The 14124-nt window shown below is 71.8% G+C and carries 12 protein-coding genes and 1 riboswitch; of the genes, 2 read left to right on the forward strand and 10 right to left on the reverse strand.

Annotated features, from left to right (window positions below):
- Window positions 1-45 precede the first annotated feature (45 nt).
- From AB4Y83_RS08615 to AB4Y83_RS08660, 10 genes are all read right to left on the reverse strand, one after another.
- Complete coding sequence (locus tag AB4Y83_RS08615) at window positions 46-447, reverse strand: adenylyltransferase/cytidyltransferase family protein (protein ID WP_020144383.1); 402 nt, start codon at window positions 445-447, stop codon at window positions 46-48.
- Between the two features lie 70 nt (window positions 448-517).
- Window positions 518-1501 carry a glycosyltransferase gene (locus tag AB4Y83_RS08620; protein WP_442296557.1) on the reverse strand — a complete coding sequence of 328 codons (984 nt, stop codon included), beginning with the start codon at window positions 1499-1501 and terminating at the stop codon, window positions 518-520.
- Window positions 1501-2319 carry a CDP-alcohol phosphatidyltransferase family protein gene (locus AB4Y83_RS08625; protein WP_442296558.1) on the reverse strand — a complete coding sequence of 273 codons (819 nt, stop codon included), beginning with the start codon at window positions 2317-2319 and terminating at the stop codon, window positions 1501-1503. Before AB4Y83_RS08625 ends, AB4Y83_RS08620 begins: the two co-directional genes overlap by 1 nt.
- Window positions 2316-4235 (reverse strand): DUF5941 domain-containing protein, encoded by a 1920-nt coding sequence (locus AB4Y83_RS08630; protein WP_442296559.1) that lies wholly within the window; start codon window positions 4233-4235, stop codon window positions 2316-2318. The genes AB4Y83_RS08625 and AB4Y83_RS08630 overlap by 4 nt, the downstream gene beginning before the upstream one ends.
- Window positions 4232-4987: an ABC transporter ATP-binding protein gene (locus AB4Y83_RS08635; RefSeq protein ID WP_056775721.1), complete on the reverse strand. Its 756-nt coding sequence runs from the start codon at window positions 4985-4987 to the stop codon at window positions 4232-4234. The genes AB4Y83_RS08630 and AB4Y83_RS08635 overlap by 4 nt, the downstream gene beginning before the upstream one ends.
- Window positions 4987-5787 (reverse strand): ABC transporter permease, encoded by an 801-nt coding sequence (locus AB4Y83_RS08640; protein WP_056775719.1) that lies wholly within the window; start codon window positions 5785-5787, stop codon window positions 4987-4989. Before AB4Y83_RS08640 ends, AB4Y83_RS08635 begins: the two co-directional genes overlap by 1 nt.
- Window positions 5788-5946: 159 nt before the next feature.
- Complete coding sequence (locus tag AB4Y83_RS08645) at window positions 5947-7167, reverse strand: CDP-glycerol glycerophosphotransferase family protein (protein ID WP_442296560.1); 1221 nt, start codon at window positions 7165-7167, stop codon at window positions 5947-5949.
- 62 nt (window positions 7168-7229) lie between these two features.
- Window positions 7230-8210: a glycosyltransferase family 2 protein gene (locus tag AB4Y83_RS08650; RefSeq protein WP_082619771.1), complete on the reverse strand. Its 981-nt coding sequence runs from the start codon at window positions 8208-8210 to the stop codon at window positions 7230-7232.
- A gap of 68 nt (window positions 8211-8278) precedes the next feature.
- Window positions 8279-9442, reverse strand: a complete 1164-nt coding sequence (locus tag AB4Y83_RS08655; protein WP_056775716.1) for an acyl-CoA dehydrogenase family protein — start codon at window positions 9440-9442, stop codon at window positions 8279-8281.
- Window positions 9443-9516: 74 nt separating this feature from the next.
- A complete protein-coding gene (locus tag AB4Y83_RS08660; RefSeq protein WP_442296561.1) occupies window positions 9517-11178 on the reverse strand; it encodes an HNH endonuclease signature motif containing protein in 1662 nt (553 codons plus the stop codon).
- A gap of 229 nt (window positions 11179-11407) precedes the next feature.
- Window positions 11408-11527: riboswitch (SAM riboswitch) on the forward strand.
- Between the two features lie 90 nt (window positions 11528-11617).
- Between AB4Y83_RS08660 and AB4Y83_RS08665 the strand changes: the two genes are divergently transcribed.
- Window positions 11618-12934, forward strand: a complete 1317-nt coding sequence (locus AB4Y83_RS08665) for a bifunctional o-acetylhomoserine/o-acetylserine sulfhydrylase (RefSeq protein ID WP_442296562.1) — start codon at window positions 11618-11620, stop codon at window positions 12932-12934.
- 53 nt (window positions 12935-12987) lie between these two features.
- Complete coding sequence (locus AB4Y83_RS08670; RefSeq protein WP_442296563.1) at window positions 12988-14025, forward strand: LD-carboxypeptidase; 1038 nt, start codon at window positions 12988-12990, stop codon at window positions 14023-14025.
- The last annotated feature ends 99 nt before the right edge of the window (window positions 14026-14124 follow it).

A 14124-nucleotide genomic window follows, 5' to 3' on the forward strand; every position in this document is an offset into this window, starting at 1 on the left:
GGTGCATCGGTCCCGGGCCCCTTCCGTGCCCGGTGTGCGAGCGCCTCAGCCGAGGCTGGCGATGTGCTCGATGAGGCCGGTCGTCGACACCGACGGCGTGCGCGGCAGGTAGACGACCTCGCACACGTCGCCGACCCAGTCGAACTTGCCGGCCCAGTCGTCGCCCATGACGAGGACGTCGGCACCGTGCTCGACGATGTAGTCGCGCTTGAGCTCGAGGGACTCCTCGACGAAGACCTCGTCGACGACCTTGAGCGCCGAGATGATCTCGAGGCGCTCGTCCTGGTTGAAGACGGGCGGGCGACCCTTCTTCGCGATGTTGAGCGCGTCGGCCGAGACGCCGACGACGAGGCGGTCGCCGAGCTCGGCAGCTCGCTGGAGCACTCGGACGTGCCCGACGTGGAAGACGTCGAAGGTCCCGAAGGTGATGACGGTCCGGTGGGTCACTCTTCTCCTAGGGCAGGTGGACGGGGTGGGAGACCCAACGCGTCGTCAGCGAGGGTACCGGTCCGGGTGCTCAGCGACGAGTCGCCGCGGACTCGGCGGAGCGCACCGCGTCGGCCAGGGTCGTCTGGGCGAGACCACTGCCGTCGCTCACGGGGCCCCCGTCGGTGACGGCTGCCGCGAGCGCCTCGGCATCGAGAGCGGCGAGCACGACGCCGGCCGGCCGGGGCGCGGTGTCACTGGCGACGACGGTGGCTCCGGCCGCCTGGGCCTCCCGGACGATGACGGAGTCACCGTCCCAGCTCGTGGGCCGCAGGAACGTGCCGACGCGGGACAGGACGGCCGACACCTCGTCGGCGCTGGAGTCGAAGGCCACGGTCAGCCACGGCTCCACCTCGCCGAGACGACGCAGCGCCTCGACCTCCGGGGAGTCGTGGCCGTAGGCGAGGACCGTGAGCGTCGCGTCGCTCCAGCGCTCACGCACGCGACGGACCGTGTCGATGCCGAGCTGGGCGTTGTAGTGCGCCAGACCGGCGTTCGTCGCGAGGGCGAGTGCGTGGGGCTGCCGCTCGTACGGGCTCGGCACCGGAGCCGCGGACGAGTCGAAGGGCGTCACGACGGTGATCCGCGCACGCAGCGCGGCGGGGAGGATGGCCCCGATCTCGTCGTTGACCGCCCAGATCTCGTCATAGGCGTAGAGCGCGAGCACCAGGGCCCGACGGCGCCAGGCGGTCATCCGCGCGACCTGCCCCCCGGTCGAGCCGGAGTGGAGCACGAGGACGGTGCGGCCCGACAGCAGTGCGAAGACGGGTGCGAGCAGCATGGCACGCCACAGGCGGGTCAGGTGCAGCAGGTGAAGCGACCGGTGGGTGAGCCGCGGCAGCATCGAGGCAGCGCGCCGCGCCGATCCCGTGTCGACGTAGGACACCGGGATGCCCTCTGCCCGAAGGACGCTCGTCAGCTGGGCGTGGCTCGTGCGCACCCCGCCGACCTCGCCGTGCTCCTGGGCCCACTGGAGCACCGGGAGCGGCGCGACCGACGCCTCGCTGCCGGTCATCAGTCGAGCCTCGAGCTGGACAGCACGCCCAGCAGATGGCCCCCGGCCGTGATGACGATGAGCGGCACCATCGCGATGACGAGGACCTGCGTGCCGAGCAGGTCGCCGTGGACGGCGTCGACGACGGCAGCGACGAGCGCGAGGATCGAGGCCTCGACGGCGACGAAGGCCCTGAAGATCGGCACGTAGTCGAAGGCGCGTCGCAGGCGCGCCATGCCCGACGCCTTGGGGCGGGCCGTGCCCTCGACGTCCTCGAGCGGCGGGCGTCCGGTCTTGGCGCGGGCCACGTGGACGAGGTCGGTGAAGGCCTTGTTGAGCAGGACGCCGAGCGCCACGAGCATGCCGAGCGCCGTCCAGCCCCCGACGTCGCCGGGCGCCGACAGGCTCCACCCGTCGGCTCGGAGGCCGATCGCGACGGGGATCGCCCCCTCGGTGACGTAGTGCCCGATGCGGTCGAGGTAGATGCCGGCGGGCGAGAACCGCTGGCGCCACCGGGCGACCTCACCGTCGGAGCAGTCGAGCAGGATCTGCAGCTGCATGGCGAGGACCGCGACGATCGGCCCGACGAGACCGCCGAACGGGATGGAGAGCGCACCGACGAGGCCGGTGAGGATCATCAGCCACGTGACGCCGTTGGGCGAGATGTGCGTCGGGAGGAGGGCGCGCGTCGCGTAGATCGAGAGGTGCCGGATGTAGAGCGCGCCGGCCCAGTGCTCCGCGTTGTAGCGGGCGATGTGCTCGGGCGGCTGCGCGACGGCCTTGAGCTCGGCGATGCTCGGACGGTCGTTCGTCGGGTCGTGCGTCGGGTCGTGCGTCACGAGGAGCCATCCTGCCGTGTCGACCCGTCCGCTGCCGCATCGGTGGCCCCACCGGAGGGGGCCGACCCGATGACCGCGCGCCACGCGCGGGCGGACTCGGCGGCATACGCCACGATGAGCAGGACCGCGCCGACGAGCAGCGGCACGGCCGGCCGGTCGGTGAAGCCGCCGATGATCGCGAGGACGACGACGCGGCCCTCGACCCCGAGGGTGGCGCGGACGAGGGCGTGCGGCGTGCCGCGGCCGGTCTCGCGCAGCCGGTAGACGTTGTCGTAGACGTGCCAGCACACGGCCGCCAGCCACGCGTACGCGGCGGCGCGGGCGACCGGGTCACCGCCGGCGGCGAGGAGCAGGGCCGCCGCCTCGACGGCGACGAGCAGGCCGGGCAGCTGCCAGGCGAGCCGCCCGCGCCCGGTCGGTCGCGGCACGATGGCGAGGTCGACGAGGTGCGGCAGCGTGGGGTCGGGCTGGTCGGCGCGGAAGTGGTCCCGCCCGGTCAGGGCCTTGCCGAGGCGCCCCACCTGGGTCCACGCGAACGCGATGGCTGACGCGACCCCGAGCGCCCACAGCAGGAGGGCAGGGCTGTGGAGGAGGAGCCCGACCGACATGACGAGGTAGCGCTCGGCGATGGGCAGGTGCAGCACCTGCTTGACGTCGCGGACGAGACGGGCGCGGCCCGTCGGCGCGGCCGGCACGTCGGTGCGGGCCCCCTGCGCTCCCCCGTCGCCGGGCACGTCGAGCGCCCGTGGCACGACGGGTCGGGCTGAGAGGGCACGGTGGCGGGTCGCGTAGGCGAAGTCCTCGGCGTGACGGACGGCGAGGAGGGCCAGCACGACGATGGCGAGCCACCACAGGTCGTCGCCCCGGCGCGCTGCGACCCACGCCACGGCCGCCACGAGCGTGAACTCCTTGATGCGGTCGCTGACCGCGTCGAGCCACCCGCCGAGGGGGCTGTAGCGACGCGTGAACCGGGCGAGCTCGCCGTCCACGCAGTCGACGACGAGCGAGGCCTGGAGCAGGACGGCGGCGAGCACCCACGTCCAGCGCGTGTCGACGGCGGCGAGGGCGCACGCCGCCAGGCCGAGCAGGAGGCTGACGAACGTCACGACGTTGGGCGTCCAGCCGCGCCCGAGGCCGTATGCCGTGAGGCGACGTGAGAGCGGACGGATCGCGTGCGTCGAGAAGACGCCGTCATTGCCGCGCGAGGCGGCGCGGAGGCGCTGCTGCCACGCGGAGCCGACGACGCCGGGACGCTGCTCGTGGCCGCGCTCGACGGTGACGTGGGCCAGGGGTGTCGCGGCGACCGGGACCACGGCGTCGCGGACGACGGCGAGCACCGCCAGGTCGAAGGCCTGGATGCCGGGCTCCCCTGCCGACTCGCTCGTCGCTGCCGCCCGAAGGACCTCGGCCACGCGGATGCGGTCGGACGCGGCGACGCGGAGGATGCCGGCGGCATACGTCGTCGGTCCGCTCACGACGTGCCGCACGGTCCCGACGGAGGTGACGCGTCGGGACACGGGGTCGACCCGCACGGGGGCGAAGCCGCCCGGCGCCACGTCGGAGGCGTCACCGCGCAGGTCGGTGACCGGGCCGTCGACGACCGCGGTCGAGGTCACGTCGCGCGGTCCGTCGAGCAGGTCGAGGAGGGCGACGGGGCTGATCCGCACGTCGTGGCTGACCACGACGAGCGGCACGTCGCTCGCGGCCGCGGCCACGTCCGCTGCGGCCAGCAGGTCCGAGGAGACCGTGTGCGCGTCGACGGGCGCGGAGTGGCGGGCGAGGCCGAAGGGCTCGAGCGACTCGAGCAGGTCCGACGCCGGGGCACCGCCGACCACGAGGAGGTCGCCACCGGAGGACCGGCCGTGCACGGCCCGGGCACGAGCGTCGCCGACGAGCGGGCGCTCGTCGAGCCTCACGAAGCGGCGTCCGCGTCGGCGTCGGCGTTGTACTGGGCGATCACCTCGTCGATGGGACCGTCGCTCTTGAGCTGGCCCGACGCGAGGTAGAGGCCGCGCTCGGCGAAGCGACGCAGGTCGTGCTCGCTGTGCGACACGAGGAAGAGCGTCTTGCCGCCCGAGAGCATGTTCTCCATCCGCTCGTAGCACTTCTCGCGGAAGGCGCGGTCGCCGACGGCAAGGACCTCGTCGACGAGCACGACGGGCTGGTCGAGGGTGGTGATGAGCGCGAAGGCGATGCGCACCTGCATGCCGGAGCTGAAGTGGCGGAACGGCATGTCCATGCCGGCCTGCACCTGGGGGCCGGCGAAGTCGACGATCTCGTCGAAGCGGGCGTCGATCTGCTCCTTGGTCAGGCCGTGCAGACCCGCAGCGAGGTAGACGTTCTCGCGCGCCGTGAGCTCACCGAGGAAGCCACCGGTCAGCTCGATGAGCGGGGCGACCCTGCCCCGGACCGTGGCGTGCCCCTCGTCGGGGAGCATGACGCCGGCGATCATCCGCAGGAGCGTGCTCTTGCCGCTGCCGTTGCCGCCGACGAGACCGACGGCCTCGCCCCGGGCGACGTCGAAGGAGATGTTCCGCAGCGCCCAGAACGTCTCGCTCGGCGCGCTGTTCTGTCGCTTGAGCACCATCTCGCGCAGCGACATGCGCCGACGACGGGAGCGGTAGAACTCGATCCCGAGGTTGCGCACCTCGATCACCGGCTTGGCCATCAGATCTCCTTCAGCACGGCCGGCTCGAGCCGCTTGAACACGAATGCCCCCACGAAGAGCAGCACGACCGTCAGCACGACGGCCGAGCTGACCGACAGGATGTTCATCTCACCCTTGAAGAAGCCGGACCGGAAGAGCTCGAGGATGCCGCTCATCGGGTTGAACAGGAGCAGCTTCTGCAGCACCGGCGGCGCCATGTCGGCGCTGTAGAGCACGGGGGTGGCGTAGAAGCCGAGACGCAGCACGATGCGGACGACGCGAGCCATGTCGTTCACGAGCACGGTGACCGGCGCGAGGATCATGCCGATGCCCACGGACAGCAGGAAGGTCAGCACGAGCGAGACGGGCAGGAGCACGATGGTCCAGTGCAGCTTCGTCTGCCCGGTGATCATGTAGAAGATCGTGAAGGCGGCGATGACCGGGAGGGTCAGCACGAACTCGACACCCTTGGCGAGGACGACGCGCACGACCCACAGCTCACGCGGCAGGTTGGCCGACCGCACGAGCCGTGCCTCCGACAGCAGCGCCCGCGACGTCTCCGTCATGTTCTGGGCGAACCACTGCCACAGGAACAGGCCGGTCACGAGGTGCAGGAAGTAGGGCTGGTGGCCGCCTCGACGTGCCTGGAAGATCACGGTGAAGACGACCAGGTAGATGAGGGCCATCAGCAGCGGGTCGAGCACCGTCCACACCCAGCCGAGCACGCTACCGGCGTACCGGACGCGCAGGTCGCGCTCCACGAGGGTGCGCACCACCTGACGGTTGGCCATGAGGCCACGGAACTGGGACACGCCGATCATGCGCGCAGACCACCTTCTCCTTCGTGCTGTCTCGAGGCCTCTGCATCCAGGGCCGGGCTGGGCGGTCCCCCACCCGATCCTCGCCGAAGTCTAGGGGTGCTCGCCATGTGCCGCGTCCACGGCCGCTACGGGTCCGTGCCGGGGCACTCTCGGGTCGGTCTAGGTCTGGCGCACCATCCGGGTGAGCCGTGCCTCGATGAGATCGGTCGAGGCGCGCACGAACCGCTGCGTCGCTGCGCCGGGGCTCGTGTCGCCGAAGTAGTGCCGCACGACCCCGGCCCGGGAGTCATCGGACGCCGACATCGCGTCGTCGAGGATGCCGATGATCTCGCGGGCGCGGTCGACCTCGACCATCGGCACGCTCGTGTTGAGCCGGGTCGGCTCGACGTCGGCGCGCGGGTTCGCGGGACGCGTCAGCACGAGCGGCTTGCCGGTGGCGAGCCAGTCGAGGGCCACGGCCGAGATGTCGGTGATGCACGCGTCGAGCCGGGCCAGGTGCCAGCCGAACGCCGTCTCCGTGTCGACGAGGTGTCCGGCCGCGGGGTCGGCGTGGTTGGCCTCCGCGACGAGGCGGGCCAGGTGCGTCGACGCCGTGCCGTATGCCGGGTCGAACGTCCCCGAGCGCGGGTGCGGTCGGTAGACGATCCGGAACCGGCGGTCGGCGAGCAGGCTGGTCAGCAGCGCCGCGCCGTGGGTCGCGATGGAGCCGTAGGCCATGCTCTGGCGGTCGCCCTCCCAGGTGGGGGCGTAGAGGATCATGGTGCGCCCGTCGTCGGGCAGCTGCGGCGCCTCGTAGGTGACGTCCGCCTGCGGCCGACCGATCTCGACCGCTCGCGTGGCGACGTCGAACTCGACGAGTGCACCGCTGAGGCGCTCGGCGGCGGCCGGTCCCGCGATGAAGACCCGGTCGTAGGCCTTGAGCTGGTTGGAGGCCATGTAGGACTTGTCGCTCTCGCCGTGGCTCACGAACACGTGGGCCGGCTCGGCGAAGCGCAACATCTGGAAGTTGCGGACGTTCTGGTTGACGTAGAGGACGAGACCGATCTCGTGGGCCGCCATGAACGCCTCGATGTCGGTGACACGAGGTCCGTGCAGGACCGGGAGCGGGCACTCGTCGAGGAGCAGGCTCGTCGTCTCGGGCATGCGCGAGATGACGACGACGGGCTGCGTCCTGGCCAGCTCCTGGAGGGGGGCGTACCACTGCCGGATCTGGTAGAGGTTGACCGGTTCGTCGGAGAAGTAGACGGCGCAGCGGAACGGGGCGTCGGTGCCGCGCTCGAGGCCCGAGCGCTCCATCCGCGCGGAGAGCTTGCGCTTGGCCATCTGGCGGCGGACGGCCTGCTGGCCCAGCTGAACCAGCAGCTTCGCGTTGTCGAGCACGATCGACGTCCCTTTCCGATGAGGTGTCGTGTGAGGAGAGGTCGGGCGGGGTCGCCCGCGGATCAGCGCTTGAGGCTGCTCGGGCTCGTCAGGAACCCTATGCCCCACGACCAGTGCATCGTCGCGAGGACGACGGGCGTCGCGGCCCGGGTCGCCGCCGACTCGCCCCTGCTGATGGCGAGTCCGCCGGCCGTCACGCCCGCGGCGTACGCCGCCGGGACGATCCAGGCGGGCGGCCACACGAAACCGGCGATCGTGGCCACCGTCGTGACGCCGACCATCGTCGGCGGTGCGAGGTAGCGCGGGTTGATGGTCCCCTCGTGGTGCCTCGCGACGACCCGGCGCCACCGTCCGTAGTGGAAGTACTGCTTGGCGAGGGCCTGGACGGATGCGCGGGGGCGGTAGGTGACCTTGAGGTCGGGCGTGAACCACACCTTGCCGCCCGTCTCGCGGATGCGGTGGTTCATCTCCCAGTCCTGCGCGCGGGCGAAGTGCGGGTCGTAGCCGCCCACTCGCTCGAGCGCCGCGCGACGGAAGACACCGAGGTAGACGGTGTCGGCATCGCCGGGCTCGCCGCCGGTGTGGAAGCGGGCGCTCCCGACGCCGAGCGGACTGCGCATCGCGGCGGCCACCGCGCGCTCGAAGGCCGACGTGCCCTGGGCGTCCATGATCCCGCCCACGTTGTCGGCGCCGACCCGCAGCAGCTCGGCAACCGCGACGCTGATGTAGTCGTCGGGGATCTCCGCGTGACCGTCGACGCGGACGATGACCGCGCCGGTGCTGGCGCCGATGGCGGCGTTGAGCCCGTCGGGCGTGCGCCCACTCGGGTTGGCCACGACGTGCACGCGGGCATCCGCGGCCGCGAGGTCGGCGGCGACCTCGTCGGTGCGGTCCGTCGAGGGCCCGAGCGCGAGGACGATCTCGAGCGGTCCGGAGTAGTCCTGCGCGAGGATCATCGCGACGGCGTCGCGAAGGTGCCTCGCCTCGTTGAGGATCGGCATGATGACGCTGACCGAGGGCTGGGGGTCAGGAGTCAGGTCCACAGGCGTCCTTCTCGTCGTCGGGTGTCATGGCGCGATGGCCCGGCCTCCCCGCGCGAGCGGCGCCCAGCCTACTTGAGGACGTGACGGGCCATGACCAGGCGCTGGACCTGGTTGGTGCCCTCGTAGATCTGGGTGATCTTCGCGTCACGCATCATCCGCTCGAGCGGGAAGTCGCTCGTGTAGCCCGCCCCGCCGAGCAGCTGCACGGCGTCGGTCGTGATCTTCATCGCGACGTCCGAGGCGTAGCACTTGGCGGCCGCACCGAAGAAGGTGAGGTCCTTGTCGCCGCGCTCGGACTTGGCGGCCGCGACGTAGACCATCTGGCGGGCGGCCTCGAGCTCCATCGCCATGTCGGCAAGCATGAACTGGATGCCCTGGAAGTCGGCGATGCGCGTGCCGAACTGCTTGCGGTCCTTGATGTAGGCCACCGCCTGGTCGAGGGCGCCCTGGGCGATGCCGACGGCCTGGGCGCCGATGGTGACGCGCGTGTGGTCGAGCGTGCGCAGGGCGATCTTGAGGCCGTCGCCGACCTCACCGACGACGCGGTCGCCGGGGATCCGGACGTTGTCGAAGATCAGCTCGCGCGTGGGGCTGCCCTTGATGCCGAGCTTGCGCTCCTTCGCGCCGAAGGTGAAGCCCGGGTCGGACTTCTCGACGACGAAGGCCGTGACGTTGCCGCCGCGAGGTCCGTCGGGGTCGGTGACGGCAAGCACCGTGTAGTACTCCGACACACCGGCGTTCGTGATCCACGACTTCTGGCCGCTCAGCACCCAGCCGTCGCCGTCCTGGCGGGCCCGGCACTTCATCGACGCGGTGTCGGAGCCGGCCTCGCGCTCGGACAGACCGTAGGAGAAGGTCGTCTCGCCCTTGGCGAGGGGCGGCAGGTAACGGGCCTTGACGTCGTCGTTGGCGGCGAGGATGAGCGGGAGCGAGCCCAGCTTGTTGACGGCCGGGATGAGGGACGCGGAGGCGTCGACCCGGGCGACCTCCTCGATGACGATGCACGTCGCGAGGGCGTCGGCACCGACGCCGTCGTACTCCTCGGGCACGTGCGGAGCGAAGAAGTCGGAGGCGACGAGGGCGTCGTGCGCCTCCTGGGGATAGCGCGCCTCCTCGTCGACGACGGCGGCGTACGGGGCGATCTTGTCCTCGGCGACCGCGCGGACGGCCTCCCTCAGGGCCTCGTGGTCCTCGCTGGTCCGGAACAGGTCGAAGTCGGCATTCGTGCTCACGAATCGTCATCCTACTCGCGAGTTCGGTTTAGTAGGACGTCCTAGTGATTCACGCCACGGCGCCGTCGACAGCATCAGAACGGTGGTGGGTCGCCGTCCGTCCCGAGCATGCTCGGCCGGCTCTTCGGATCCGGTGGGTCCGGTGGATCCGGTGGATCCAGCGGGGCGATGCCGGCGCGCCAGTTCTTGGGGTGGGTGGTGTAGGTGCGGCCGGTGAGGGTGGTCCAGGTGAGGCCGTCGTGGGGGGTCGGGGTGGAGGTCCAGATGCCGTCGGTCTTGAGGTTGTGGTGGAGGCGGTGTTTGGCGTGGAGGTTGCCGACGCTGGTGGGTCCGGTGGGCCAGGGGGTCTCGTGGTCGAGGTCGCAGCGGGTGGCCGGGACGTGGCAGTCGGGTCCGCGGCAGACTCCGTCGACGGCCTGGACGTGCTCGACCATGGCGCGCGTCGGGCGGTAGCTGTGGGTCGGGCTGGACAGGGCGTGGCCGGTGGGCAGGTCGACGGGCAGGGTGGCCCAGACGGATCCGGGGCGGGTGATGATCTCGCGGGCGTGGGTGGCGGTGACCCAGCCGTGGCCGGGGAGCTCGCAGGCGGTGTCGGCCTCGCCGGTGGCGACCTCGAACGGGACGACGATCCACGCCAGCGCCGCCGCCTCACCCGAGATGGTCCCGGGCATGGCTCCGGATGCCGTGCTGGACGCGGTTCCGGACGCGGTTCCGGACGCCTCCCGGGGCGCCACGTCGACGGCGGGTCCGGGCGCGGCAGGGAGTGCTGCCCCGGGGTGGCCCGGTCGGTGCAGCAGGGCGTCGGTGGCGAGGTCGGCGCGGAGCTGGTCGAGGCTGCGGGCATCGCCCGCGCCGCGCAGCCCCCGGGCGGTGGTGTCGAGGCGGTCCATGACGGCAGCGACGCTCGCGGCGTCGGTGGTCACGGTGAGCCAGCCCATCCCGTCGTCGGTGAGCCGGCCGAACACCCCGCGCCGGGCCCTGGCGTGCGCGTGCCGTTCCTGGGCGCCGCGGGCATCGACCGACGCGACCGCGCGTCGCAGGCGGGCGGTGAAGGTCCGTTGCGGGACGGGCTGCCCGTCCCGGGACGGGGCGAGCACCGCCTGCGCGACCGACGTGACGTCCGCGTCCGGGAGCTGGGCGGTGTCGGAGACGACCTGCAGCGCCCGGTGCAGCGACAACCGACCGGCGCGCAGCGCACCGAGGACGACCCGGTGCCGGCGGGGTGCGGTGGCCAGCGCCAGCCGGCGGGCGACCTCCCCGGCGCCGACCCCGGTCGCGAGGGCGATCTCCTCGGTGACGACCCGCTCGGGCGAGACCCGCGCGGACACCCGGGCGGCGGCCCCGGCCGGGAGGGCGTCGACCTGTTGGGCCTCGATGCCGGCCAGCGCGCCGTACGCGGCGAGCAGGTCGGCCTCGAGGCGCGCCTTGGCGACCTCGAGCGCCTCGATCTCGGCCAGCACCCGCTCCCCGGCCCGCGCCAACCCCTCCAACGCCACCGCTGCAGCCGCACGCTCACCGGCCACCACCCGGGCAGCATCACCGGCGCGCCCCGTCCCGCAGGCCACCGCAGCACCGGGAACGCAGGTGAGTGCGGCATCCGCGCGCCAGCGCTCCAGCACCGGTCCCAGCGACCGGGACAGCCGGCCACGATCGCCCGTCCACGCGACCCGCAGAGTCGTCCAGCGCCCACCCGCCGGCACACCGGAGGACTCCACCGGTGACGGCGTGTACGGCACGGTGAGCCTCCTCTCGGTGATCCTTCGATGCATCAAGCAGAACAGGTGTTCGAGCGACTTTCAAGAGTTAGGGCACCCCCTGTGGACAACGAACTCGTCTGCCCTGCAAGCCATCCCGTCCGGTTCGACCCCGCCCTGGGCCGGTCGGGAGCGTGCGTCGGAAAGTGCCCGTCCACGATGAGGACACGCCCTCCCACCTGGCGGACACGCATACGTACACTCGCCGGTAGGTCATGAGCGCCAGCGACAAGCCCCGGCTCGCTGGCCGGCAACCCTCCAACCGCGGTGGGGTGCCCCGGGTGAAGACCTGGCCCGTCGACGCCACCCGGCGCTCGGGCAAGCGCGGAGAGCCTCTCTCCCGCACCGACCCGTCGGTGCACGGGGGCCCGGTGACACGGGACCCGGTCAGCGACACGACCCAGGAAGAGCAGGACGACCGATGACCGAGCCCAACTGGTCCTTCGAGACCAAGCAGATCCACGCCGGCCAGGCCCCCGACAGTGCCACGGGAGCCCGCGCGCTGCCGATCTACCAGACGACGAGCTACGTCTTCAACGACACCGACCACGCCGCGAACCTCTTCGGGCTCAAGGAGTTCGGCAACATCTACACCCGTCTGATGAACCCGACGACCGACGTCGTCGAGCAGCGGATCGCGGCACTCGAGGGGGGCGTCGGCGCCCTCCTCGTGGCCTCGGGCCAGGCCGCCGAGACGCTCGCCGTGCTCAACATCGCCGAGGCCGGAGACCACGTCGTCGTCTCCCCCAGCCTCTACGGCGGCACCTTCAACCTCTTCAAGCACACGCTGCCGAAGTTCGGCATCGAGGTCGGCTTCGTCGAGGACCCGACGTCGATCGACTCGTGGCGGGCGGCGATCCGGCCCAACACGAAGCTCCTCTTCGGCGAGACCATCGCCAACCCCAAGAGCGAGATCCTCGACATCGAGGCCGTCGCGGCCCTCGCGCACGAGCACGGCGTCCCGCTCGTCGTCGACAACACCGTCGCGACGCCCTACCTCATCCGCCCGATCGAATGGGGCGCCGACATCGTCGTGCACTCGGCGACGAAGTACCTCGGCGGCCACGGGACCTCGATCGCGGGTGTCATCGTCGACTCGGGCAACTTCGACTTCGGCGCGGACCCCGAGAAGTTCCCCAACTACAACACGCCCGAGGAGAGCTACCACGGGCTCGTGTTCGCCCGTGACCTCGGCGTGGGCAGCCCCCTCGGCGCCAACCTCGCGTTCATCCTCAAGGCGCGGGTGCAGCTGCTGCGAGACCTCGGTCCAGCCGCCTCGCCCTTCAACGCGTTCCTCATCGCCCAGGGCATCGAGACGCTGTCGCTGCGCATCGAGCGTCACCTCGAGAACGCGCACCGGGTCGCCGCCTACCTCCAGGGCCACGACCAGGTTGAGAAGGTCGTGTGGGCGTCCTTGCCCGACAGCCCGTTCCACGCCCTCGCCGAGAAGTACACGCCGCGCGGCGCGGGGGCCGTGCTCTCGTTCGAGATCGAGGGCGGGCTCGAGGCCGGCAAGAAGTTCGTCGAGGCGCTGACTCTCCACAGCCACGTCGCCAACATCGGCGACGTGCGCTCGCTCGTCATCCACCCCGCCTCCACGACGCACTCGCAGGGTCCCGACGAGGACCGCCTCGCCGCCGGCGTGACGCCCGGGCTCGTGCGCCTCTCGGTGGGCATCGAGCACATCGACGACATCGTCGCGGACCTCGAGCAGGGCTTCACGGCCGCCAAGGCCTGACATCGCCCGACACCGGGCTGAAGCGGATCGGCGTGGCTGGCACGATGGCAGCCATGCCGATCCGCTACCCCGCCCCGCTGCGCCCCGGCGACCGGATCGGCGTGACCTCGCCGAGCTCCGGCGTCTCCGACGCCCTCTGGGGGCGGTTCGCGTATGCCGTCCAGTGCCTCCGTGACCGCGGCTTCGAGGTCGTCGTGGGCGAGCTCAACCACGCGCCCACCCACGTGAGCGGGCCGCGCAGGGCGCGCGCCGACGAGCTCATGTCGATGCTGCTCGACCCGAGCACCCGGGCGGTCGTGCCGCCGTGGGGCGGCGAGACGGGCATCGACCTGCTCGACCTGCTCGACCTCGATGCGGTCTCGGCGGCCGAGCCGACCTGGTGCGTCGGCTTCTCCGACACGTCGACGTGGCTGACCCCGCTCACCCTGACCACCGGCATCGCGACGATCCACGGGCAGAACCTCATGGACACCCCGTTCGCCGTGCCGGACGGCATACTCCACTGGGTCGACGTCGCCTCCGCCGCCGTGGGTGACGAGCTGCGCCAGCACTCCCCCGGGCGGCACCGCACCGGCGGCTGGGACGACTACGCCGGCAACCCGACGGTCTCCGAGATGACCCTCGAAGGGCGCGGCACGTGGACGCGCATCGACCCGGGTCACGAGCACGAGCCGGCCACCTTCTCGGGCCGCCTCGTCGCCGGCTGCGTCGAGACGGTGAGCTTCCTGGCCGGCGGACGCTTCGCCGACATGGGCGCCTTCGCGCGGGACCACGCGCCCGAGGGCGTCGTCGTGCTCCTCGACATCGCCGAGTGGAGCTGCTACGACATCTGTCGGGCCCTGCACGCCATGCGCCTGCGCGGCTGGTTCGACGCCGCCACGGGCGTCCTCGTCTCACGCACCCATGCGCCCGAGCCGCACGGCTTCACCCAGCACGCGGCCGTCGTCGACGCGCTCGGGATGCTCGGCGTGCCGATCCTCGCCGACGTCGAGTGCGGGCACGTGCAGCCGTTCCTCGCTCTCGTCCAGGGCGCCACGACGAGCGTGGTCCACGACGGCGAAACCCACCGAATTACCCAGCGTCTGCAGTGATCCGCGGATCGCCAGCTCCCACCCGGCCGTGCACCTCTCCGATGGGCCGTGTCGGGCCAGTCGTCGGCCTGAGCGGAACATGCTATTTTCCGGGGCGTT

The organism is Terrabacter sp. RAF57, assembly GCF_052113925.1.
In the GTDB taxonomy this organism is placed as follows: Bacteria; Actinomycetota; Actinomycetes; order Actinomycetales; family Dermatophilaceae; genus Terrabacter.